This is a genomic window from Reyranella sp. GW821-FHT12G01 (assembly GCF_058806575.1).
The window spans coordinates 2,385,761-2,409,449 of sequence record NZ_JBXAPV010000001.1; the positions used below are offsets into that span (position 1 = coordinate 2,385,761).

General features: G+C 66.1%; 21 protein-coding genes, 1 tRNA gene and 1 pseudogene. 12 read left to right on the forward strand and 11 right to left on the reverse strand.

Annotation, left to right across the window (positions count from 1 at the left end; genetic code table 11):
• Positions 1-24 precede the first annotated feature (24 nt).
• A pseudogene (locus tag AC1RP5_RS11385) lies at positions 25-282 on the reverse strand (hypothetical protein); the annotation flags it as partial.
• Positions 283-535: 253 nt separating this feature from the next.
• On the opposite strand from AC1RP5_RS11385, the gene AC1RP5_RS11390 reads away from it, so the two are divergent.
• Positions 536-1,744, forward strand: a complete 1,209-nt coding sequence (locus AC1RP5_RS11390; RefSeq protein WP_493110753.1) for a helix-turn-helix transcriptional regulator — start codon at positions 536-538, stop codon at positions 1,742-1,744.
• Positions 1,745-1,750: 6 nt separating this feature from the next.
• Here the strand turns inward: AC1RP5_RS11390 and AC1RP5_RS11395 are convergent, their stop codons facing one another.
• A complete protein-coding gene (locus AC1RP5_RS11395; protein WP_493110754.1) occupies positions 1,751-2,878 on the reverse strand; it encodes a helix-turn-helix transcriptional regulator in 1,128 nt (375 codons plus the stop codon).
• A gap of 193 nt (positions 2,879-3,071) precedes the next feature.
• On the opposite strand from AC1RP5_RS11395, the gene AC1RP5_RS11400 reads away from it, so the two are divergent.
• From AC1RP5_RS11400 to AC1RP5_RS11415, 4 genes are all read left to right on the forward strand, one after another.
• Positions 3,072-3,161: transfer RNA gene (locus AC1RP5_RS11400), tRNA-Ser, on the forward strand.
• 75 nt (positions 3,162-3,236) lie between these two features.
• On the forward strand, positions 3,237-3,434 hold the full coding sequence (locus tag AC1RP5_RS11405) for a hypothetical protein (protein ID WP_493110755.1): 198 nt from the start codon (positions 3,237-3,239) through the stop codon (positions 3,432-3,434).
• A 78-nt stretch (positions 3,435-3,512) separates the two neighbouring features.
• Entirely contained in the window at positions 3,513-4,502 is a 990-nt protein-coding gene (locus AC1RP5_RS11410) for a Bug family tripartite tricarboxylate transporter substrate binding protein (RefSeq protein WP_493110756.1), read from the forward strand.
• Between the two features lie 34 nt (positions 4,503-4,536).
• A complete protein-coding gene (locus AC1RP5_RS11415; RefSeq protein WP_493110757.1) occupies positions 4,537-5,523 on the forward strand; it encodes a Bug family tripartite tricarboxylate transporter substrate binding protein in 987 nt (328 codons plus the stop codon).
• A 4-nt stretch (positions 5,524-5,527) separates the two neighbouring features.
• Here AC1RP5_RS11415 and AC1RP5_RS11420 read toward each other — a convergent pair whose 3' ends face one another.
• On the reverse strand, positions 5,528-5,689 hold the full coding sequence (locus AC1RP5_RS11420) for a hypothetical protein (protein ID WP_493110758.1): 162 nt from the start codon (positions 5,687-5,689) through the stop codon (positions 5,528-5,530).
• Between the two features lie 128 nt (positions 5,690-5,817).
• Entirely contained in the window at positions 5,818-8,484 is a 2,667-nt protein-coding gene (locus AC1RP5_RS11425) for a tetratricopeptide repeat protein (RefSeq protein ID WP_493110759.1), read from the reverse strand.
• 269 nt (positions 8,485-8,753) lie between these two features.
• Here AC1RP5_RS11425 and AC1RP5_RS11430 point away from each other — a divergent pair, with 269 nt between their 5' ends.
• Positions 8,754-9,707 carry a Bug family tripartite tricarboxylate transporter substrate binding protein gene (locus tag AC1RP5_RS11430; RefSeq protein ID WP_493110760.1) on the forward strand — a complete coding sequence of 318 codons (954 nt, stop codon included), beginning with the start codon at positions 8,754-8,756 and terminating at the stop codon, positions 9,705-9,707.
• 20 nt (positions 9,708-9,727) lie between these two features.
• Positions 9,728-11,365, forward strand: coding sequence for a thiamine pyrophosphate-dependent enzyme (locus tag AC1RP5_RS11435; RefSeq protein ID WP_493110761.1), 1,638 nt, complete (start codon positions 9,728-9,730; stop codon positions 11,363-11,365).
• Positions 11,366-11,377: 12 nt separating this feature from the next.
• Here AC1RP5_RS11435 and AC1RP5_RS11440 read toward each other — a convergent pair whose 3' ends face one another.
• From AC1RP5_RS11440 to AC1RP5_RS11455, 4 genes are all read right to left on the reverse strand, one after another.
• Complete coding sequence (locus AC1RP5_RS11440) at positions 11,378-12,205, reverse strand: VOC family protein (protein WP_493110762.1); 828 nt, start codon at positions 12,203-12,205, stop codon at positions 11,378-11,380.
• Between the two features lie 39 nt (positions 12,206-12,244).
• On the reverse strand, positions 12,245-12,790 hold the full coding sequence (locus tag AC1RP5_RS11445) for a hypothetical protein (RefSeq protein WP_493110763.1): 546 nt from the start codon (positions 12,788-12,790) through the stop codon (positions 12,245-12,247).
• Between the two features lie 20 nt (positions 12,791-12,810).
• Positions 12,811-13,926: an SMP-30/gluconolactonase/LRE family protein gene (locus AC1RP5_RS11450; RefSeq protein ID WP_493110764.1), complete on the reverse strand. Its 1,116-nt coding sequence runs from the start codon at positions 13,924-13,926 to the stop codon at positions 12,811-12,813.
• Between the two features lie 90 nt (positions 13,927-14,016).
• Positions 14,017-14,559, reverse strand: coding sequence for a CYTH domain-containing protein (locus AC1RP5_RS11455; RefSeq protein WP_493110765.1), 543 nt, complete (start codon positions 14,557-14,559; stop codon positions 14,017-14,019).
• A 15-nt stretch (positions 14,560-14,574) separates the two neighbouring features.
• On the opposite strand from AC1RP5_RS11455, the gene AC1RP5_RS11460 reads away from it, so the two are divergent.
• The gene (locus tag AC1RP5_RS11460; RefSeq protein ID WP_493110766.1) at positions 14,575-15,714 is read left to right on the forward strand and encodes an alanine racemase; all 1,140 of its coding nucleotides are present in this window, start codon (positions 14,575-14,577) and stop codon (positions 15,712-15,714) included.
• A 1-nt stretch (position 15,715) separates the two neighbouring features.
• Here AC1RP5_RS11460 and AC1RP5_RS11465 read toward each other — a convergent pair whose 3' ends face one another.
• Positions 15,716-16,483, reverse strand: coding sequence for an SDR family NAD(P)-dependent oxidoreductase (locus AC1RP5_RS11465; RefSeq protein WP_493110767.1), 768 nt, complete (start codon positions 16,481-16,483; stop codon positions 15,716-15,718).
• Positions 16,484-16,542: 59 nt separating this feature from the next.
• Here AC1RP5_RS11465 and AC1RP5_RS11470 point away from each other — a divergent pair, with 59 nt between their 5' ends.
• From AC1RP5_RS11470 to AC1RP5_RS11485, 4 genes are all read left to right on the forward strand, one after another.
• Positions 16,543-17,304, forward strand: coding sequence for an SDR family NAD(P)-dependent oxidoreductase (locus AC1RP5_RS11470; protein ID WP_493110768.1), 762 nt, complete (start codon positions 16,543-16,545; stop codon positions 17,302-17,304).
• 50 nt (positions 17,305-17,354) lie between these two features.
• Complete coding sequence (locus AC1RP5_RS11475; protein ID WP_493110769.1) at positions 17,355-18,500, forward strand: MFS transporter; 1,146 nt, start codon at positions 17,355-17,357, stop codon at positions 18,498-18,500.
• Positions 18,497-19,156: a DsbA family oxidoreductase gene (locus AC1RP5_RS11480; RefSeq protein ID WP_493110770.1), complete on the forward strand. Its 660-nt coding sequence runs from the start codon at positions 18,497-18,499 to the stop codon at positions 19,154-19,156. Before AC1RP5_RS11475 ends, AC1RP5_RS11480 begins: the two co-directional genes overlap by 4 nt.
• Before the next feature lie 160 nt (positions 19,157-19,316).
• Positions 19,317-19,988: a TetR/AcrR family transcriptional regulator gene (locus AC1RP5_RS11485; RefSeq protein ID WP_493110771.1), complete on the forward strand. Its 672-nt coding sequence runs from the start codon at positions 19,317-19,319 to the stop codon at positions 19,986-19,988.
• Here AC1RP5_RS11485 and mfd read toward each other — a convergent pair.
• Positions 19,882-23,379, reverse strand: a complete 3,498-nt coding sequence (gene mfd, locus AC1RP5_RS11490) for a transcription-repair coupling factor (RefSeq protein WP_493110772.1) — start codon at positions 23,377-23,379, stop codon at positions 19,882-19,884. The two genes, AC1RP5_RS11485 and mfd, sit on opposite strands and share 107 nt — an antisense overlap.
• Positions 23,380-23,649, reverse strand: a complete 270-nt coding sequence (locus tag AC1RP5_RS11495) for an FAD assembly factor SdhE (RefSeq protein ID WP_493110773.1) — start codon at positions 23,647-23,649, stop codon at positions 23,380-23,382.
• Positions 23,650-23,689: the final 40 nt, after the last annotated feature.

Consider the following 23,689-nt stretch of genomic DNA (forward strand, 5'->3'; position numbering starts at 1 on the left):
ATCCAACAGGTCGTTTCCGTCTCCGCCGGTCAGCGTGTCGTCACCGCCCTCGCCATAAAGCTGGTCGGCCAGCACGCCGCCTTGCAGGCTGTCGTTTCCGTGGCCGCCGTAGAGAAAGTTCGAATAGTCGTTCGCAAAGCCGATGAGCACGTCGTCGCCACCCAGGCCCATGAGCGCGACGTAGATATGGAGAACGTCGTGATCTCCATCATAGCTGGTGGAACCAGTGAGGTGGTTGTCGCTGTCGTCGCCATAAAGCGTGTCAAGAACTGACGTCGTCATAGTTCCTCACTGAAAACAATGCTCACTACACATCCAAGAGCTCCCGATTCGGGAATCCGCTGGCAAACCCGATCGTCCCGACACGCCGTTCACGGCGCATTGGCTTCTCCAGGATTCCAACGAGCGGACTCTGTTCCCCAAGAACGGCGCTCCAACCCGGATGCACCATGCGCGACTCTCGCAGAGTCTCTGTCACCCAATTGGGTGACACTTCGCTACACACTGACTGTCGTCTTTTGGTTCGCAACCAAACATGCCGGCAAACTGCGCCACCAAACACGATCTCGTTCGTTCATCTCGTGCGCGTCGTTCTGTTACAACGGCCGCGCTGTTGCGTGCGTATGCTTTGCCTTTTCGAAAATCGGGATTGGCCGTGACGGATCGTGACCTTCTCATTCAGCGCATCTACGAAGCAGCGGTTACGCCGCAAATCTGGCCAAACGTACTGGAGGAATTGGGAAGGACCGTGGGAACACCCGGCCTCGTCCTGCTCACGCGCCGCAGCGATGCCTGGACGGGCTTCTCCGTTTCAAAACCGATGGAGCAGGACTTCCTGCAGTATCTGGCGACCGACATCGTCGGCCGCTCGGCGACCACGTCCCGCCTTCTCGCCAAGGATCATGCCGGCTTCCTCTCCGATGACGATCTCTTCTCGCCGGCCGAGTGGGAGCGGGAGCCCTTTCGCAACGAATGGGGCCGCAAATGGGGCTGGAATCACGCCGCTGCCAGTGCCGTTCACGTTCCCTCCGGTGACTTCCTCGTCTTCCACGCCCAGCGCCGTGAGAACGAGCCGAGCTTCTCGGCGCGCGACATCGCTGCGCTCGATTCCTACCGGCCGCATCTGGCCCGCTCCGGATTGCTCGCTGCGCGCTGGCGCCTGCAGCAGCTGCGCGCCGCCACGGAAGCCCTCGCCATGGTCGGCTTGCCGGCCACGATCCTCGACCAGGATTGTCGGGCACTCGCGGCAAACACCCTGATCGAGGCGATGACGGGCCACGTGCAGTGGCGGGCGCGCGACCGGATCAGGCTGATCGATGCCCAGGCGCACGCCCTTCTCATCCAGGCCATCAAGGACCTGCCGGCACCGCACGACCGGCACGCCTATTCGTTTGCCGCGCGCGCCAAGGCCGGCCCCGCCGTCGTCGCCCACGTCGTGCCGACGACGGGACAGGCACGCGATCTTTTCGGCGGCGGTCTCGCGGTTCTCGTGTTGACGCCGGTGAGTGCCCCCGAAGCACCGGACCTTGCGCTCGTGCGTGGCCTGTTCGACCTGTCACCCAACGAAGCCCGAGTGGCAGGCGCCCTCACCCGTGGCCAGAGACTGAAGGACATTGCCGCGGCGTCAGGAACGAGCGTCGAAACCGTTCGCTCGCAAGTGAAGTCGGTCATGTCGAAGACCGGCACCAGTTGCCAGTCGGAGATTGCCGCCCTGCTCGCCGGCCTGCCGAAACTGAGACCGTGAACGGCGCTACCTGATCCCGCCGATCGCCCCCGCGACGCGCAGCACCAACTCGAGCTGCGTGCGGCACTCCGCCCGCGCCATTGCCCGCGCTAGAAGCGTCCGTACGGTGTTGTGCGTCACGCCGACCTGTCGCGCGAAATTGGGCACGGAGACGCCGGACAGCAAAGCGAGGACCAGTCGCCCTTCCGCCGGCGGAAAACCGAACAGGTCCGTGAGGATGCCCCGGTCGGAGGTAATCTTCGCACCCGGATTGGCGACAAAGATCAGGATGGCCGGAGACGCCAGCCCGCTCATGCCCAGACCAGGCGCCGCGGGCGCCAGCATCACGGCATAAGCGGGCAGGCCGGAGGGCCGCCGGATGCGGACATGACCGCCGGCCGAGCGGACTTCCGGCGAGGCCTGGCCAAGCCTGCCGATCACGTTCTGCAGGCGCCGATCGTCGTCTTTCTGGGCGGCCCGCAGTCCGCCCGGCGTTCTCACGAGGCCGTCGCCTTCGTGCAAGATCGCCTCCGCCGCCACGTTGGCATGCAGGAGTTGTCCCTTGGCGCTGAGGATGATGACGCCGAGACTCAACCGATCGAGGATGGAATGGAGCGACCGGTTCATCTGCTCGGCGAGATCGAGCTTGCGCCTTATCTCCAGGGAGCGTCGCAGATGAGGCAGGAGCAGTTCCAGGCGCCGAGCTTCGTCGGATGAGAAATCCTGCGCGTCGCGCGGACGATGGATGCCCACCACGCCGATATGTCCCTCGTCGAGCTGGAGGACCGATCCGGCGATGTAGTGAAGGTTCATCTTGGGGCGCAGATATTCGTTGTAGATGTAGCTGTTCTCCAGCGTGCGCTCGTCGACGAACTGCGACCCCGCCAGCGCCCTGCCGAACAGGCGCTTCTCCATGAAGCCCGACACCCAGAGATCGTGCGGAGCGAAGTGTGCGTATTCCTGGAGATGGACCTGGCTCATCCCCTGCGTCGCAACGACGTCGACCGAGGGCGACCGCGTATGGAGCACCGACAACAAAAGCGTCGAGCCCTCCATGTGGTTCATCAGGTCGGCGGTGACCGTCTCCCATGAACGATGCCCGACCGCCGCATCGTAGAGGCCATCGATCAGATCGCTGTTGTCTCTAGACGGCATGCTTACTCATTGACTTCACACGCGACGGAACCATGCTACGCGATACATGCGTAAATCTATTGTCACGCACGATTGCGTGGCAACAGGGACCTGCACGCGACGGTGTGGGAAGTCCTGCCCCCGCCCCGTCTCGACGGCGCGTCGGGCGATGCTATAAGGGCCGCCTGCGCGTGATGGCGCAGATGCTGCATATGGATGGGTGGCCGAGCGGTTTAAGGCACCGGTCTTGAAAACCGGCGTGGGTTCACGCCCACCGTGGGTTCGAATCCCACCCCCTCCGCCAGCGACACATTGTTTCAATTGGTTTTTGCCGTCTGGCGATATTCGCCTGCGAGCCAGGCGATGTAGGAGCGTGGCAATGCAGTTCGACCTCTATCGCAGCGATGAAGACCGAAACACCTACCTTGCAACCGAGCCCGGCGCCGGGCTGCCGTCCAGCCCAATTGGTCCAAACGACTGGCGCTTGCTGCCGCCCCTGTCAGGCGCCTACCCGTTCGATGAAGAACTCATCGAAGCCGATATCGCCGACCATGGATTTTGCTTCTTCAAGACTTAGCCGGTCTGCTGCCGCGAGGGATTCAGGATTGGCATCGTGCTAGCCTGACGGCAAAAGCAAAGTCGGGAAGGAAACGAAATGACCAAAACGACCCGCCGCGGGGCGCTCGGAGCGATCGGTGCATTCGCCGCTGCCGGCGCCTGGTCGGCCAACGCCCAGACGGCGCCCTTTCCGTCCCGCACGATCCGGTTGATCGCGCCGCATGCGCCGGGCGGCAACTCCGACACCTTCGCCCGCATCCTCGCGCAGAAGCTCGGCGAGCGGATCGGCCAGCAGGTCGTGGTCGAGAACCGCACCGGCGCTGGCGGCACGGTGGGCAGCGCCCTGGTCTCCAAGGCCGCACCCGATGGCTATACCTTGATGGTGGCCGACAACGGCACGCACGCCATCGCGCCGACTCTGTACGGCAGCAAACTCTCTTACGACGTCTTCAAGGACTTCACGCCGATCATGCTGGCGGCGACCTTCCCGACAGTGATCATGATCCACCCCTCGGTGGCGGCGCAGACACCTAAGGAGTTCGTGGCGCTGGTGAAGAGCCAGCCGGGCAAGCTCACCTATTCGTCGGCGGGCACCGGCAACGGCTCGCATCTCACCATCGAACTGTTCCGGACCGCGGCCGGCGGGCTCGACATGGTGCATGTCCCCTACAAGGGCGGCGCGCCGGCCGTGCAGGCGCTGCTGGCGGGCGAAGTGCAGATGACGGCGGTCAGCGTCAACACATCGCTGCCGCACATCCAGTCGGGCAAGGTGCGCGCGCTGGGCGTCGCTTCCTCGAAGCGCTCGCCGGCGATGCCCAACGTACCGACCTTCACCGAGAGCGGCATTCCCTTCGAAGGCGACAGCTGGCTCGCGATCATGGGCCCGCCGGGGATTCCGGCCGACATCGTGGCCAAGCTCAACCAGGAGATCGCCGCCACCTTGCGCGAGCCCGACACGCGCGAGCGCCTGGCCAAGATCGGCCTCGAAGTGGTGGCCTCCTCGCCAGCCGGCCTCACCGAGGTTCTGCAGCGCGACGTGCCGAAATGGGGCAAGGCCGTGAAGGACTCCGGCGCCGTCGCCGACTAGTCTTCCTTCCAAGGAAAACCGGAGGAGACGAACGATGACCGCAACGACGCGCCGCCGCGCGCTGGCGCTTGGCCTCGCAACACCGCTGCTCGCCTCGGGCGCCGTCCGTGCCCAGACCGCGTGGCCGTCCAGGCCGGTGCGCATCATCGTGCCGTTCCCGCCGGGCCAGGCCGCCGACATCTTCATGCGTATCCTCGCCGAACGCCTGACCGAGATGTGGAAGCAACAGGTGATCGTCGACAATAAGGGCGGCGGTGGCGGCATTCCCGGCACCGAAACCGGGAAGGCGGCCGCGCCCGACGGCTACACGCTGCTGGTCGCGACCAGCGGTACCTTCGGCGTCAATCCCGGCCTCTACCTCGACCTGCCCTACAAGCCGCTGGTCGACTTCAAGCCGATCGCCAAGTTCATCGCGGGGCCGCTGGTGATCGTGGCCCATCCCTCCTTCCCCGCGAACACGCTCGCCGAGCTGATCGCGCTCGCGAAGAAGGAACCCGGCAAGCTCTCCTATGCTTCGGCCGGTCCCGGCACGGCCCAGCATCTCAGCATGGAGCTGTTCAAGCTGAAGGCCGGCGTCGACATCGAGCATATTCCCTACAAGGGTAGCGGACCCGCCATGGCCGATCTTCTGGGGGGCCACGTGAAGCTGATGATGGACAGCACCGCCTCCTCGCTCACCGCGATCAAGGATGCGCGCATCAAGCCGCTGGCGGTCACCACGGCACGGCGCGCGCCGGCGCCGCTCGGTTTCATTCCGAGCATTGCCGAGACCGTGCCGGGCTACGATTCGGCGGGCTGGGTCGGCCTCGCCGCGCCCGCCAAAGTGCCGGACGAGATCGTCATCAGGGTGAACGCCGATGTGAATAGCCTGCTGCGCGACCCCGCCATCGCGCGCCAGTTCGAGGAACGCGCCAGCGTCCCCACACCGGCGACGCCCGCCGAGTTCGTCGAGTTCATCGCCAGGGACATGGCGACCTGGGCGGATGTCGTGAAGGCGACGGGCACGAAGCCCGGCAACTGACGCCTCAGAACGGGCGGATGAAGCGGACCACCGCCCAGATCACCAGCACGATCGTCGCCGCGGCCAGCCACAGGCGCTGGCGCCGCACCAGCCCGAGCAGGCCGAAGATCACCACGAGCGCGATGGCGATGAGGTCGGTAGAGGCGATGTATCCGTTGAAGAACATTCGTTTCCCCCGGTTGGGTTGGGAGGACGCGCGACGGCACGCCGCTCCGGCTCCCTTCATAGGGCCGAATGAAGTCCGGGTTCAATCTATCGGGCGGCGGGATCTGAGGCTCGCGACCCGCCCGAGGCTCAGTTCACGCCGTAGCGTTTGAACTCTTCGGCGATGTTCGGCTGGATTCCGCTGGCAGTCGACATGTCGGAGATGCCGGCCGGGCCCTGGCCATTGCGCGAGCGCGCAAGGCCGCGGCCGTAGAGGGCGCGGGCGCGGTCGGGATCGACCTTGAGCGACATATTGTACTGGGCGATCGCCTTGTCGAACTGCTTCTGCTTCAGATAGATCAGCCCGATATTGTCGTGCGCGTACGGATCGTCCGGCACGAGCTTCAGCACCTCGTTGCAGTCGGCCAGCGCCGCCTCGAGGCTGGAGCCCATCACGGCCCGCGTCAGGCAACGGTTGTTCAGCGCCGGCGCCATCTTCGGATCGAGCTTCAGTGTCTCGTCGTAGTCCGAGACCGCCTTGGCGTATTCGGCCCTGTTGAAGTAGGCGATGCCGCGGTTGAGGAACAGGTTCGGGTCGCGCGGACGCAGGCGGATCGACTGGTTGAGGTCCTCGATCGCGTTCTCGTATTCGCCGAGGTTGCTGTAGAGATTGGCGCGGCTGGCATAGATGCGCGGGTTCTTCTGGTCGGTCTTCAGCGCCTGCGTGTAATCCTCGACCGCGCGAACGGCGTCGCCGCGGAAGGCCATGACCTGGGCGCGATAGTACAGCGCCGTCGGATTGCCCGGCGACAGGCGCAGCGCGTCGTCGATGTCGGTCAGCGCCCGCGCGAAGTCCTTCTTCAGGCCGTAGGCGAAGCCACGCTGGATCAAGGCATTGATGTCGTCCGGGCTGATCTGGAGCGCGGCATCGAAATCGACGATCGCCTCGTCGACCTTGTCCTTGAAGATCTGCGCCATGCCACGGTTGATGTAGGCCAGCGGCTCCTTCGGATCGATCTCGATCGACGAGGTATAGTCGGCGATGGCGTTGTCGTAGTTGTCGATACGGTGATAGGCGGCGCCGCGCTCGAAATAGGCGAAAGCCATACCCGGTGCGAGCTTGATGGCAAGATCGAGATCGGCGACAGCCTCCTTCGTCTTGTCCATCTTGAGGTAGGCGGCGCCGCGGCCGAGATAGGCGCGCGGTTCCTTCTCGTTGATCTCGAGCGCGGCCTCGAAGTCCTTAACGGCGGCCTCGTATTCCTGCTTGTCGATCATCGCCATGCCGCGCTGGTAGTAGGCATTGGCCACCTGGTCGGCGGTCTGCGCCGCAGCCGGGTCCTTCTTCCCGTCCTTGTCCTTCTGCGTCAGCTTCAGGATGTCGGAGGTCTGCAAGCCGAGGCGGACGGCCTCGGTGAAGTCGGTGATGGCGCGGTCGGGATCGTTGCGCTGGCGCCAGGTCACGCCGCGGTTGATGAGGGCGTTCACTTCCTTCGGATTGAGCTTCAGCGCCAGGTCGAAGTCGGCAACGGCTTCGTCGAACTTGCCCTTCTTCGTGTAGTAGACGATGCCACGGTTGACGAGCGGGCCCGGGTCCTTCGGCGTCAGCTCATGGGCGATCGTATAGTCCTCGAGCGCATGCTCGGAATCGCCGATGCGGTGATAGGCGATGCCGCGCTGCATGTGGGCGAAAGCCTGGCCCGGCGCCAGCTTGATGCTCTCCGTGAAGTCGGCGATCGCCTGCTTCAGGTCGTTCTTGTACATGTACGACGCGCCGCGACCGACCCAGGGCGAGCCGTCGCGCGGGTTGAGGCGGATCGATTCCGAGAAGTCGGCGATCGCCTTGTCGTAGTCGTTCTTGTCGTACCAGGCGAGGCCGCGCTGGAAGTGCACGAAGGCGGCCTGCAGCGCGATGCGGTTGGCTTCCTGCTGCGGTGACTTGGCGAGCTGGCTGGTGATCGAATCGGGCACGATCTTGAGCGACACCGGCTCGATCTTCTCCGGCAGGATCTTGATGGCCGTGGTGAAGTCGGCGATCGCCTGGTTAACGTCGCCCTTCTTGCGATAGACGATGCCGCGGTTGGTCCAGGCGCTGATTTCCTTGTTGTTGATCTTGAGTGCCGCGTTGAAGTCGGCGATCGCGCCCTCGTTGTTGTCCTTGCGCGTGTAGAGCACGACGCCACGGTTGATCAGCGGCAGCGTATCGCGCGGAGCCAGGCGGATCGCATCGCTGTAGTCGATGATCGCGCGGTCGGCCTCGCCGATCGTCTGATGCACGACGCCACGCTGGATATAGAGATGCGGGTTCAGCGGCTGCGCCATGATGGCGTCGTTGTACATGCGCACCGCCGTCCGGAAATCGGACTTGGAGCGCTTGTCGCTCTCCGGGCCGCTCCACGACATGCCGCGATGGAGGTAGGCCAGCGCCAGCGCGCCGCCCGAGGCCAGGCTCTTGTCGATGACCTCGGTGCAGGCCTCGATCTTGCCGGCGGCGTCGGCGCCGGTCATGCCGTAGCAAATGTCGAGTTCCGAGGGCTCGCCCGGCTTCTTCTTCGCGGCGGCCGCCTGCTGCTGGCCCTGCGATGCCGGCTGGCTCTGGGCCGGTGGCTTCGCGGCGGTCGAATTGGCAGGCGCGGGCTGAGCGGGAGCGGTTTGGGCCGGCGCGGCGGGCGCCGCCTGGGACGGTCCCTGTGTTGCAGGCCTCTGCTGTGCCGAGACCGGTGTCACGGCAACCGAACATAGCGCGCCCAGGGCGGCGCCCACGGAAGCGCCACGCGCGGCAAGGCGCACTGCGGCCCAACGCTCAAAACCCCACATATCCCAATCCTCTTGCCAGTTGCGGACGGCCCCCAAAGCCATTCGCACCCGATAGGCGAAAGTACCCAATACCGCGCCTTTTCAGATATTTGGAAGGCAGTGGCAAGGCCGCCTGTGCCTAAAACCGGACACAATTCCGGGACTTTCAGGGGCACCGCCACCGACGGCCATCGACGGCAGGTCGCCTTTTTGGCACCCTCCCTGCGCTAATAATGGGACCAAAATATAAAATGACACATGCTATGCGCCCCATCGGGCGCCGTACCCTCATGGGCGGAATCGCCGCGGCCACCCTCGCCGCTCCGGCGATCGTCTCCGCCCAGGGGACCTACCCGAACAAGTCCATCCGCTACATCAACCCGTTCCCGGCAGGCGGCGGCACCGACACGCTCTCCCGCATCTTCTGCGCCAAGATGGCCGAGATCACCGGCCAGCAATGGATCGTCGAGAACAAGGGCGGCTCGGGCGGCAATGTCGGCATGGACACGCTCGCGCAGTCGGCTCCCGACGGCTACACGCTGGGCCTCGGCGGCATCGCCAGCCACGCCATCTCGCCGACGCTTTATGCCAAGCTGCCGTTCAACGCGAGGACCGACTTCACCTTCGTCTCCACGATCTGGGAGCTTCCCAACCTGCTGGTGGTCAACCTCGACCTGCCGGCGAAGTCGGTGCCGGAACTGATCGAGCTGCTGCGCAAGAATCCCGGTAAGTATTCTTACGGCTCGGCCGGTTCGGGCACGACGCTTCACCTCTCCGGTGAGCTGTTCAAGATCATGGCCAAGGTCGACATGGTGCACGTCCCTTATCGTGGCGGTGCACCCGCGATGCAGGACCTGCTGGCCGGGCAGATCAACATGATGTTCGACAACATTCCCAGTGCGCTCGGCCAGGCGAAGTCCGGCAAGGTGCGCGCCCTCGCGGTAACGTCCGCGAAGCGCTCGCCCGTCCTGCCGGATATCCCGACCATCGCGGAGACGCTGCCGGGCTTCGACATCACCTCCTGGACCACCCTTACCGGCCCGGCGAAGCTCCCGCCCGACATCATCGCGCGGCTGTCGGAACTGTCGAAGAAGGCGCTCGAGAGCGACGATCTCAAGGCCAAGTTCCTCGAGCATGCCTCGGTCGCGATCTGGCGCACGCCAGCCGATACCCTGGCCTTCCGCGATGCCGAGGAAGCCCGCCTCGCGCCGATCATCAAGGCGTCGGGCGCGCGCGTCGACTAAAGACGTGTAGACTGGAGGGCATGAAAACGCTCTCGACTGCCCAAACCGTCGTGTCGATGCTGGAAGTGAACGGCATCGACACCCTCTTCTGCCTGCCCGGCGTCCAGAACGATCCGTTCTTCGATGCCCTCTACGACCGCACCAACGCCATTCGGCCGATCCATGCGCGTCACGAGCAGGCCTGCGCCTACATGGCGCTGGGCTATGCGATGGCTGCCGGCAAACCCTCGGCCTATGTGGTCGTGCCCGGTCCCGGCTTCCTCAACACGACGGCCGCGCTTTCGACCGCCTATGCCGTCAACGCGCCGGTGCTGGCGCTCACGGGCCAGATTCAGCAGTCGATGATCGGCCGCAATGTCGGCCTCCTGCATGAATTGCCCGACCAGCTCGCGATTATGCGCGGCCTCACCAAATGGGCCGACCGCATCCCCTCTCCCGCCGCCGCGCCCGGCCTGGTGAACGAAGCCTTCCGTCGGCTGCTGTCGGGGCGCCAGCGTCCCGTGGCGCTCGAATGCGCGATGGATACCTGGGCGCGTCGCTCGCCGGTCGAGTTGATCGCCACGGCGGCGATCGCTGATCCCTGCCCGGTCGACGAGGAGGCCGTCGAGCGCGCCGCGAAGCTGCTGGGCAGCGCCCAGCGTCCGATGATCGTCGTGGGCGGCGGCGCCCAGGGTGCGGGTGAATACGTCCAGCGCATCGCCGAGATGCTCGACGCGCCGGTGATGACCGGCCGCATGGGCCAGGGCGTGATCGACGGGCGGCATCGTCTCTCGATCACGGCGCCGGCCGGTTACCAGTTCTGGGGCGAGGCCGATGTCGTGCTCGCGGTCGGCACGCGCCTGCAGCCGCAGCAGCAGAACTGGGGCATCGACGATACGCTCAAGATCATCCGCATCGATGCCGACAGCGAGGAACTCGATCGCCAGCGCAAGCCCGAGATCGGCATCGTGGGCGATGCGACTGCGACCCTCAAGGTGCTGGCCGATCGCCTGGCCGGCCACAACACGAAGCGCAACGGCCGCGCCGACCATGTCGCCGGGATCAAGGCCGCGGCCAACAAGAAGATCCATGAGACCCTGGCGCCGCAAATCGCCTACCTCGAGGCGATCCGCAAGGCATTGCCCGACGACGGCATCCTGGTCGATGAGCTGACGCAGATGGGCTACGCCGCCCGCTTCGCCTACCCGACCTACAAGCCGCGCACCTTCCTGTCGCCCGGCTACCAGGGCACGCTCGGCTGGGGCTACGCCACCTCGCTCGGCGCCAAGATCGCCAAACCCGACACGGCCGTCGTGTCGATCAGCGGCGACGGCGGCTTCATGTTCACCGCCATGGAGATGGCGACGGCGGCCCAGCACGGGATCGGCGTCGTGGCGGTCGTGTTCAGCGACGGCGCCTTCGGCAACGTGCGCCGCATCCAGCAGCAGTCGTTCAACAACCGCACCATCGCCACCGAGCTGCGCAACCCCGACTTCGTGAAGATGGCCGACAGCTTCGGCATCGATGCCGTGAGGGTCAGCTCGCCCGAGGAGCTGGGCACGGCGATCTCGCGTGGCATCGCCAAGGGTGCGCCGCTCCTGATCGACTGCCCCGTCGGCCAGTTCCCCGACCCGTGGCCGCTGGTCACGCTGCCGCGGATCAGGCCGCCCAGGGGCTGATCCGCCGCCGGCTCATCGGCTGGCGACCAGCTTGGCCCTGGCCTCGCGCGCGCCGTCGAAGACCTGCTTCACCGGGCCGAGCGCCTGTACGAACTCGAGCTGCTCCCCCTCGCAGCCCTTGCAGTAGATCAGCCGCCAGCCGTTCGATTTGCCCTCGGTGATGCCGTTGCTGTTGGCGTCGATCGGCGTCGCCAGCCGCTCTTTCTCGGTCGTGACCGTGACCACGCGGTTGGCGCGGACCTGGGGCATGCCCCGCCGCGCCGATTCCGCCTCGAGATCGGCGATGAACTTGTTGAAGTCCACGTCGTCGCGGATATGGAAGCAGATGTGCATCATGCGCGGAAAGGCCGGGCTCATATGGTCGAGCGGCTCGGCGAAGGAGCCGGCATTGGCTGCCTGCCCGGCGTCGCGGTATTGCAGAAGCTCGATCACGACATTGTCGAACTGGATGAAGCGCACGTCGAGGCGCTGCGCCCCGCCCTTGAGGTCCGGCACGCCCATCGAGCGCGGATTGACCCGGCGTTCGCGCGCTTCAATCTCCTGGTCCGTCAGCAAGGTGTTGTGGATGCGCTCGCCCTGGAAGTCGCCGTCGCGCATCACCTCGGTGCCGCCCAGCACCTCGGTATAGAACTCGTAGGCACGGTCCATGTTCTGCACCGTCAGCCCAAAATGCTGCACGCCGCGCAGCCGCGCGCCCAGCGGCGCGCTGTTGACGCTGCCCTGTGCCAAAGCCGGCGTGGCGGCGGCCGAAGCCACCAGGCCGCCGATCATCGCCGCTCCGGTCGCCACGAGAACATCCCGCCGCGGGAGGCCGGTTTCGTCCCTGTCCTGATTGCTCATGATTGCCTCTTCGTTTTGGTTGTTGTTTGCAGTCCCGGCCTATCGCGGCCTCGCCTTCCACAATCGGATCGTCGCGATCGACGCCTGGGTGTAGCCGGCCGGATCGGTGGCTCCGCCGAAGGCCGCGCGCGACGTCATCGTGTTGGTCGTCAGCAGTCCACCGACATAAGGTGCCGGCAGGCCGCTCAGCACGAGCTGGCAGCGGACGGGAAAGAGGCCGGGCTCGGGGAAGTCGATCATCAGCGCCTGGCATTCGCCGACGCCGCGGAAGGAAACCGATCCCAGCCGCACCTCCGCATAGAAATTCTGCCGCGCCCGGTCGCTGGTCGGACCGAAACACCCCCGTAGCTCGGCGACCTTTTCGCTTTGGGCATCCACAACTTTGCCGGACGCGGCCTGCGAGCTGACGCTCCAGAACGAGAAATGACGCTCCGCGTCGGTCGGATAGGGTTCGAAACCTGTCGTCGACGAACCGCACGAACCGGCCAGCGAAGACTGGTGTTCGCGGATACTGCGCAGGACGTAGATTTCCTCCAGAGCCGCGTCGTCCGCCATGGCCGGCGCAGCGCAGGCCGACAGCATCATCGCCGCGCTCAGCCAGCGCTTCATCGCGGCAGCCATCCGATCGCGTGCGCGTGCAGGCTATGGATGTAGAGGCGATCCGCCGTCTCGGTCGCGCCGGTCGTCTCGGGATAGGCGCCACTGGGATCCTGCAGGTCCTCGACGACCTTGCCGGTCTCGTCGAAGGCGAAGACGTGGCCGTAGGGCTTGCCCAGCGGCAGCAGGAAACGTGGCAGCCGCAGCAGGATCTTGCGCACGAACGGCTTATCGGAGAGCCCGTCCGCGGCTGGATTGCGCGGCCTGAACAGCCCGACCCAGATACGTCCGTCGCGGCCTCGCATCAGGTTGTCGGGATAGCCCGGCAGATTGTCGATCAGCACGCTGGCCTGCGGCGAGCCGCTGCGAATATCGAGATTGCGTGCGCCGCCATCGACTTTCCAGATCCGGTAGCGGCCTGTCTCCGTCACGAACAGCGTCTTGCCATCCGACGAAAGGGCGATCCCGTTGGCGAAGGAAAAGCCGTGCGCCACGATTCGCGTGGTCTTCGTTGCAGGATCGTAGGCCAGCACGCGACCGGTGCTGGACTGCTCCATGATGTCGAGTACGCTGGCGGGATAGGTGCCGCCCCATGCCACCGGCGCAAAGCGCGCCGACGCATCGGTGAAGTAGACCGTGCCGTCCGGCGCCACGACGATCGAGTTGGCATAGCGGACCGGATCGCCTTCACTCACGCGATCGATCAGCAGGGTTACCCGCCCATCGGTGGCGATGGCGAGCAATCCGCGCATCGGATCGGCCGCGATCGTCCGCCCGCTGGCGTCGAAATCGAACCCGAGGACCCGCCCGCCGGTGTTGACGAAGACCCCATGCTTCGCCCCGTCGAGCTCCATACGCAGGATGTCGCCGTTCTCCATTGCGGCATAAAGCTTGCCGTCCGGCCCGATCGCGATGTGTTCGGGGCCGATCTCCGTGCCGATGGCGATCGGGCGCAGGTTCGCCAGGCGCGTGTTGACGGCAAATGGTCCGGTGAAACCAGGCGGCGTCGGCGCCACCCACGACACAGGCTCGGCAGGTACAGGCCAGAAGCAGAGATAAGCAGCCGTGACGGCCAGCAGTACCGCCACCGTGCCGGCGAACCATCGAAGTACTGAAGCAAACACGTCGGGCGTCCCGGGGTGAAATGCGCGAGGGCACTGCAAACTGCCCCCGTATCCGGAACTTCACGAGTTAATTGCGGTGAAACCGCCCCTTTAGACGATCCCGCCCTTTGCCCTGATGTCGGCCAGCAGGCTCGTGGCGTGGACCTGATCGGCGATACGCTTGGAGGTGAAGCGCTGGTCGAAGGCAGGTGCGGCCGCCAGCAGGTACCGGCCCAGGAAATCCGGCAGCGGCGGCGGGTCGGTCTCTGTCTCCGGCATCTCGACCTCGGCCATCGCGAAATACGTCGAACCGTCGTCGCGTTTGAAGAAATCCACGTCCCAGTGATAGCGGCCCTCGGTCCACGAGTAGCGGACCTTCACCAGCGTCTCCTTGCGCTGGGTCCACAGCCTTGCGAAGTCGACGGCGCTGAGGTCGGTCTCGATCTCGACGACCTGCCCCTCGATGGTTCGCTTGTAGGTGAAGACATGGTCGATCTTGCCGTCGCCCTCGAGCGAGCGGATGCGCAGGCCCGGCGCATCGAGATAGGCCTGCCGCAACAGGTGGCGCGCGACGCCCGGCCTGGCGCCAAGCTCGGCTTCCAGCCCCGTGGCCTGTTCGTTCAGGACAAACTTGCGCTCGTTTTCGATCGGCATGCTAGAATCGTCACCATGGCCACACAGACAATCGACGACCTGCCGACTCCCGCCCTCATTCTCGACCGGGCGATCCTGCGCCGCAACCTCAAGCGCATGAGCGAACGCCTGCGTAACGCAGGTGTCATGCTTCGCCCGCACCTCAAGACCGCCAAGTCGGTCGAGATCGGCCGCATGGCCGTCGAGGGCCATGACGGGCGCATCACCGTCTCGACGCTCGCGGAGGCACGCTACTTCGCCGATGGCGGCTTCAAGGACATCCTCTATGGCGTCGGGGTGATCCCGTCCAAGTTGGGCGCGGTGACCGAGCTGCGGCGACGCGGTGTGAACCTGCGGGTCGTCACCGACAACCTAATCGTCGCCAAGGCTATCGCCGCCGCGGCCAAGGATGGCGACACCTTCTCGGTATTCATCGAGATCGACAGCGGCGGTGGTCGCGCCGGTCTTCCCTATCCAGCCCTGCCCGGTCTTCTGGACATCGCCCGCGTCCTGCACGAGGCGCCGGGCGTCGATCTCGCCGGCGTCATGACCCATGCCGGCCATTCCTATCACCAGAGCACTCCCGACGGGATCGCGGGTGTCGCCGAGCAGGAGCGCCTCGCCATCGTGACCGCGGCCGAGAAGCTTCGCGCCGCCGGCATTCCCTGCCCCATCGTGTCCGGCGGCTCGACGCCGACGGCGATGCATTCGCGCGACTTCACCGGCATCACCGAGATGCGGCCGGGCGTCTATGTCTTCAACGACCTCGACCAGGAATACATCGGCGCGTGCGGCGCGGGAGACATCGCGCTCTCGGTGCTGGCCTCGGTAATCGGCCACTATCCGCACCGCAACCAGATGCTGGTCGATGCCGGTGCGCTGGCTCTCTCCAAGGACATCAGCGCCCAGGAGTTCCAGCCCAAGGTCGGCTACGGCACCATCGCCAATCCGCCGGCCGCCGGCATGGCCGTGATCGAATGCTCGCAGGAGCACGGCTTCGTCGCCGCCGATGATCCGCTGCCGTACGGCAACCTGCCCGTGGGTGCGCGCGTCCGCATCCTGCCCAACCACGCCTGCATCACCGCGGCCGCCTACGATCGCTATTACGTCGTCGACAGCGACCTCGACGGCGGCAAGTCGGTCGTAGACGTCTACGACCGCATCAACGGGTGGTGAGCTAGAGCGAACTCACCGTGTGACCGCCGTCGACGGTGATCACGCTGCCAGTCATGAACGCACCCGCCTCGGACGCGAGCAGCAGCAGCGCGCCGTCGAGGTGTTCGGGCTGACCGATGCGGCGCTGCGGGATGCGGTCGATCAGGCGTTGACCGCCGGGCGTCTTCCAGAAGTCGCCGTTCATCTCGGTCTCGATGTAGCCGGGGCAAATCGCATTGACCCGGATCTGGTAGCGCGCCCACTCCATGGCGAGCGCGCGGGTGAGATGGATCAGGCCGGCCTTAGAAGCGTTGTACGGCGCGACCTGGCCGATGGTACGCAGGCCCAGGATCGAAGCGATGTTGACGATCGAGCCCGGCCGCTTCGACGTGACCCAGCGCTTGCCCGCGGTCTGCGTCATCAGCCAGGCGCCACGCAGATTGGTGTCGACCACCGAGTCCCAGTCCGCTTCCGGCATGTCGAGCGCAGGCTTCACGATCGAGATGCCGGCATTGTTCACGAGAACGTCGACCGGACCCAGCGTCGCCTCGACCTTGTCGAAGGCCGCTGCGATCGATTCTGCCGACTGTACGTCGAGATCAACGGCGACCGCCTTGGCGCCGCCCTTCTCCAGTTCCGCCTGTAGAGAGGCGAGCCGGTCAGCGCGCCGCGCCGCGATGGCGATCGAGGCGCCCGCTTCGGCCAGCGTCCGCGCGAAGTGCACGCCGAGGCCCGACGAGGCGCCGGTCACCAGGGCCACCTTGCCGCTAAGGTCGAATCGCTTGGACATGCCGGACGCTCCACTGTTTCATGCCGGCCTTATAGGCGAGCGACCCGTTTGGAGGAAACATGGACCTCGGTCTCAAAGGCAAGCGCGTGATGGTGACCGGCGGCACCAAGAGCATCGGCCGCGCCATCGTCGATACATTCCTGGCCGAGGGCGCCGTCGTGGGCTTCTGCGCCCGCGATGCGGCTCTGGTTAAGGAGCGCGAGGCGGACTGGAGCTCCAAGCAGGGTCGCGTCAGCGGCACTGCGCTCGACGTTACCGACAACAATGCACTCAAGGCCTGGATCGACGGGTTCGCGGCCGACGGCGGCATCGACCATTTCGTCGCCAATGTCAGCGCCCTCGGCACCGACAACACGCAGGAAGGCTGGCGCAAGGCGATCGAGATCGACCTGGTCGCCACGGTGAACGCGGTGCTGGCCGTGCGGCCGCACCTCGAAGCCCGCGGCAAGGGAGCGACGCTCACCATCATCGGTACGACCTCGCTGGTCGAGGTCGCAGGTCCGACGCAGCCCTACCGCTCGGTGAAGGCGGCGCTCGTACCCATGATCAAGTCGATGGCGATCGAACTCGCGCCCAAGGGCGTGCGCGCCAACATGGTCTCGCCCGGCACGATCCTCGAGGATGGCAACACCTGGGGTCGCCAGCGCGACGCCGGCACCGAGCGCTACAAGCGCTCGATGGCGCGCAATCCGATGGGTCGCATGGGCACGCCGCAGGAAGTGGCCAGCGCCGTGGTATTCCTTACCGGTGAGCCCGCCTCGTTCATCACCGGCATCAACATGGTGGTCGACGGCGCCATCACCTCGCGGGTGCAGTACTGACGCCAGCGCGCACGCCGTGGCCGCTGGCCGCCCTGCTGGTGGCGTCCGGCATGGTCGCGGCCTTCCAGGTCGGCAAAGCGCCGCCCGCCCTGCCGTCGATCCGCGAAAGTCTTGGCGCGACGCTGGAACAGGCAGGCTGGCTGCTGTCGGTCATCAACCTGATGACGGCGCTGGGCGGCATGGCGATCGCCCTGACGGCGGATCGCGTGGGCCACCGCAGGCTGGCGATCTTCGGCACGCTGTTGGCCGCCGGTGCGAGCTTCGCTGGTGCTTTCGCGCCCAACGTTGAAACGCTGCTAATCGGCCGCATCTTCGAGGGGCTGGGCTTCATCACCGTTGTCGTGGCGGTGCCGACCATGCTGCTGCGCCTGACGCAGCCTGCCGACCAGCGCCTCGCCATGGCGATCTGGAGCACTTATATGCCGGCCGGGTCAGGCACGATGATGGTGATCGCGGCCATCGTGCTGCCCGCCACCTCGTGGCGCGCTGTCTGGCTGGTTGCCGCCGCCGCTGCCGCTCTGATGGCCGTTGCTCTGCTGTTGCGGGCCGTGCCGCGACGCGAGCTCGATCCGCTGCCGGTCCCGCAACGTTCGGTCCTGTCGGAAATGAAGGAGGTCGGGACCAGCGGCGGACCACTCGCCATCGGCCTCTGCTTCGGCGCCTATGCCTGCTGCTGGTTCGCCATCATCGGCTTCCTGCCGACGCTCCTGATCGAGCGGCTGGGCTATTCGACCTCGACCGCCGCCATCGTCACCGCCGTGGTCGCCATGCTGAACGTGACCGGCAATCTCGGTGCAGGCTGGCTGCTGCATCGTCGCGTGCAGCGGGTCACGGTGATCGTCGGTGCCTGCCTGTCGATGAGCCTGTGCGCCGCTGGCATTTTCGTGAGCGGCGTGCCCGATCTCGCGCGGCTGGTTCTGGCCGGCGTCTACTCCGCGGTGATCGGAGTCGTGCCGGGCGCACTGTTCACGGCTATCCCCAATCACGCCCCGCGAAGGGAATTGGCCGGTGCCTCGACGGGGCTGCTCATGCAAGGCTCAAACATCGGCGGACTTTTGGGGCCGCCGATCACCGGCGCCCTGGTGGCGGCCGGCGGCTGGCCGAGTGCAGCCTGGCTGACCTCGGGGGCGCTCTGCGTGGCGGCCATGGCGGGCCTCTTCCTGCACTGGCGGGAAAGGCATAAGCTTCGCCCATGATCTACGTCGACATCGTCTCCGATACGATCTGCCCCTGGTGCTACATCGGCAAACGCCGCTTCGAACGCGCGCTGCAGCAGAGCGGCCGCACCGACGTCGCGGTCGCCTGGCGTCCCTTCCAGCTCAATCCCGACATGCCGGCCGAGGGCATGACGCGCGACGACTATGTCCGCGCTAAGTTCGGCGGCGGCGACCGGCCGCGCCAGATTTACCAGGCGATCGCCGAGAGCGGCCGCGAGGCCGGCATCGAGTTCCAGTTCTCGCGCATCAAGCGCACGCCCAACACCGTGCTGTCGCACCGTCTCGTGCACTGGAGCGCCAAGAGCGAGCTGCAGGACGAGGTCGTGGCCGAGCTGTTCAAGGCCTATTTCGAGGAAGGCCTCGACATCGGCGATCTCGACACGCTGATCGAAGTCGCCGTCCGCGCCGGCATCGGTGAGGACCTGGCCCGCCATTATCTCTCGGGCGACGAAGGCCGCCAGGAGGTCGTCGCGTCCGACGTCTATGCCCGCCGCCTCGGCATCAACGGCGTCCCCTGCTTCATCGTGAACCGCAAATACGCCGTCTCCGGCGCCCAGCCCCCACCCGCCTTCGTCGAGGTCTTCAACCTCGCCGAACGCGACGCCGCCACCAGCGCGGCGCAGTCGACGGCCTGACACGAGCCACCCGCTACAGTCTCTTTTGTCATCCCGAGCGTAGCGAGGGACCCTTAGGCTGCCCGCAAAGGTCCCTCGTTACGCTCGGGATGACAAGGTGCGCGTGGCGCGCTTCGACGATGATATGTTGATTAACCTATGATATGATAGTCGACATATCATGCCCATCAGCGCCACCCGAAAGGCCGCCATCCGGGCCGAGATCGTCGAGCATGCCGCGCGGCTGTTCCGGTTGCGCGGCCATGCCGGGACGAACATCGACGACATCATGTTGGCGGCCGGCCTGACGCGCGGCGCGTTCTATGCGCATTTCACCTCGAAGGACGACCTGTTCGCCGAGATCGTGCGCATGGGACACGGACTGCTCCCGAAGCTCCGCGCGGCCGAAAAGGTGGATGCCGTGCTGGGTGCTTATCTGGACCGGGAGGGGCTTGCCGCCACCGCCCAGGGCTGCGCCCTCGCCTCCCTCGTGGGCGACGTGGCGAGATCGCCGCTGTCGGCTCGGCTGGCCTATGCCAACGTGCTCCATGGCGTCATTGCCGAGCTGGCGCGCGGGAAGAAGCGGACACTGGATGCCGACGCGACTGCCACGGCGATCCTCGCAGTGGGCGCCGTCACTCTCGCCCGCGCCTCGGGCGACACGCGGCTCAGCGACTGGCTGCTGCGCTGCGCCCGTCGTGCGGCGAAGACCTTGATGAAGCCGAAGCCCCGGCCGAAGAAAGCGCCTAAGCGGCGAGCTTCGCCAAAGAAGAAACGATCGACGTCACGCCGGAAAGCCGCTGGCGCTCGTCCTTCCAGACCCGCTGCACGATCACGCGCTGGTCGGGCCTGACCTTCACCAGCGGCGCGTTCTTCTGGATCCAGCCGATCAGCCGGTCGGGCCGTGCAAACTTGTTGTCGTGGAAAGTGAAGACGACGGCCTTCTCGCCCGCATCGATCTTCTCGACCTGCGCGGCGCGGCACAGAAGCTTCAGCGCCACCGTGTTCAGCAGGAACTCCGCCTCCACCGGCATGCGGCCGAACCGGTCGACCAGCTCGGCGGCGAAGGAATCGATCTCCGCCTGGTTGGTCAGGCTGCCCAGCCGCCGATAGAGGCCCATACGCACCGAAAGATCGGACACGTATTCCTCGGGAATCAGAACCGGGATGCCGAGGTTGATCTGCGGCGACCATTCCGACTTCTCCGCCTCCTGCGAGCGCCCGCGCGCAGCCGCGACGGCCTCTTCAAGGAGTTGCTGGTAGAGTTCGATACCGACCTCGCGAATATGGCCCGACTGCTCGTCGCCTAAAAGGTTGCCGGCGCCGCGGATGTCGAGGTCGTGGCTGGCGAGCTGGAAGCCCGCACCCAGCGTGTCGAGCGTCTGCATCACTTCGAGCCGCTTGGCCGCCGATTCGTTCAGCGCCTTGCCCGGCGGAACGGTCAGATAGGCGTAGGCGCGCGTCTTGCCACGACCGACCCGGCCGCGCAGCTGGTAGAGCTGGGCCAGGCCGAACATGTCGGCGCGATGGATGATCATCGTGTTGGCGTTGCGGATATCGAGGCCGCTTTCCACGATGTTGGTCGAGAGCAGGACGTCGAACTTGCCCTCGACGAAATCCTGCATGGTGTTCTCGATGGCGGTCGGCGGCATGCGCCCGTGCGCCATGCCGAGACGCATCTCCGGCACCAGCTCGCGAATCTCGGCCGCCACCTCCGCCAGGTCCTCGATGCGCGGGCAGACATAGAAGGTCTGGCCACCACGGAACTGCTCGCGCAGCAACGCCTCGCGGATGGTGACGCCGTCGAACGGCGTGATGAAGGTGCGCACGGCCAGGCGATCGACCGGCGGCGTGGCGATCAGGCTCATGTCGCGCACACCGGTCAGGGCAAGCTGGAGCGTGCGCGGGATCGGTGTCGCGGTGAGCGTCAGCACATGGACGTCGGAACGCAGCTCCTTCAGACGCTCCTTGTGGCTGACGCCGAAATGCTGCTCCTCGTCTACGATCAGCAGGCCGAGATCCTTGAACTCGATGCTCTTGGACAGCAGCGCATGCGTGCCACACACGATATTGACCGTGCCGTCCTTCACCCCTTCCTTGGTGGCCTTGGCCTCCTTGGGCGGCACAAGGCGCGACAGGCGGCCGATGTTGAGCGGCATGCCCTGGAAGCGCTCGACGAAGGTGCGATGATGCTGGCGTGCCAGCAGGGTCGTGGGACCGATCACCGCCACCTGCTTGCCCGACATCGCCGCCACGAAGGCCGCACGGAGCGCCACCTCGGTCTTGCCGAAGCCGACGTCGCCACAGATCAGCCGGTCCATCGGCTTGCCCGACGACAGGTCGTCGACCACGTCGGAGATCGCCTGGAGCTGGTCCTCGGTCTCGGCATAGGGGAAGCGCGCGCAGAATTCGTCGTAGAGGCCCTCGGGCGGGCTCAGCGTCTCGCCACGCCGGATCGCGCGCTCGGCCGCGATCTGGATCAGCCGGTCGGCCATGTCGGCGATGCGCTGCTTCAGCTTCGCCTTGCGCGATTGCCAGGCGACGCCGCCCAGGCGATCGAGGACGGCGCCCTCTTCTCCGGCGCCGTAGCGGCTCAGCACGTCGATGTTCTCGACCGGCAGGAAGAGCTTGTCGCCGCCTTCGTAGGTCAGCCGCAGGCAGTCATGGCGTGCATTCTGGATTTCCAGCGTGACCAGGCCTTCGTAGCGGCCGACGCCATGCTCGCGATGCACGACCAGATCGCCGTCGCTGAGCGCCGAAGCCTCGGCGATGAAACGCTCCGACGGGCGACGCTTCTTGGCGGGGCGCGACAGGCGGTCGCCTAAAATGTCCTCCTCGCCGATCACTTCCAGCCCGTCGAGCACGAAGCCGTGCTCCAGCGGCCAGATCGCGATCGCCAGCACGCCGGCCGGCATTGCCTGCACCATCGCGTAGTCGGTGGCGAGCACCGGCGTCGTCGCGCCATGCTCCTGCAGGAGATGTTGTAAGCGTGTGGTCGAGCCGTCGGTGTAGCCCGCGATCACCACGCGACGACCGGCGGCGTTGGCCGCCTTCACATGCTCGGCCACGCGGTCGAACAGGTTCACGCCCTGCGCCGTGCGCGCCTGGGCAAAACCCTCGTGGCGGCGGCCGCCGAGCTCGATCGTGTTCACCGCACCCGGCGCGGCATCGAAGGTCATGAACTGCGCAACGGTGCGGCCGTCCAACAACGCATCCCATTGCGACGGCTTCAGATAGAGTCGTTCCGGCGGGACGGGTTTGTAGTCGGCGCCGCCGGTCATGCCGCCCTTGGCGCCGGTCTTCTGACGCGCGTCGTAGTAATCGGTGATCAGCTCGTAGCGCGCCGCAAAGGCCTCGGCCGCCTCGTGGTCCGACGTCACCAGCGCGCCGGGGCAATAGTCGAGCAGCGTCTCCATATGGTCGTGGAACAGCGGCAGCCAGTGTTCGACGCCGACATGGCGCTGGCCGGCCGACACCGATTCGTAGAGCAGGTCTTCGCCCGAGACATTGCCGAACAGGTCACGATAGCCGGTCCGGAAGCGCTCGATGCTCTCGGGCGTCAGCAGCACTTCGCTGACCGGCAGCAGCACGACCTCGTCGCGATTGCCGGTCGAGCGCTGGCTCATCGGATCGAAGGAACGGATGGCCTCCAGCGTGTCGCCGAACAGGTCGAGGCGCAGCGGTTCGGTCGTGCCCGGCGGAAAGAGATCGAACAGGCCACCGCGCACGGCGAACTCGCCCGGCTCCATGACCGTCTCGGCGCGACCGTAGCCGTTCTCGGACAGGAACTTCGTGAGCCAGGCCACGTCGACCGTCTGGCCCTTGCGCAGGATGGTCGCCGCCTCGGCGTAGAGACTCCGGGGCGGCACGCGCTGCAGCGCCGCGCCGACCGAGGCCAGGATGATGCGGGCCGGCGATCCTGGCGCTTTGGGCGCGGCGAGCCGGCTCAGCGTCTCCAGCCGCTCGGCCACGATGTCGGGATGAGGCGATAGCCGGTCGTAGGGCAGGCAGTCCCAGGCCGGGAAGACCAGCACCTCGCGATCCGGACTGAAGAAGCGCAAGCCATCCTGCAGGCGCTCCAGCCGCTGCCCGTCGCGCGCCACATGCAGAATGTCCGCGCCGCCGGTCGCCCGCGCCAGCTCGGAGAGGATCATCGCATCGGCGCCCTCGGGCAGGCCCGCGATCGTCCACCTGCCGGCCTTGCGCGCGATGGCTGCGAGGGAGTTCACGAGCGGCAGGGCCACCTAGAACCTCACGCGAAACGCCAGCAGCTTGCGCACCACCGATGAATCCTGGTCGGCCGGGACTTCCGTCTTGCCCGAGACCCAGTCGTAGATGTCGTTGTCGCCGACCGCGAGCAGGCGCTCGTACTGATCGAGCTCGGCGGCGCCGAACTCTCCGAGATGGGCGCGCGCGAACTGGCCAAGGAGGATGTCGTTCTCCTTGTTGCCGCGATAGGTGCTGCGGTAGAGCAAACGCTTCCGGCGCGTCTCCAGATCCGTGTCGGTACTCATGTTTTCCCGGCCATGTTTTCCCCAGTACCGGAACAAAAAG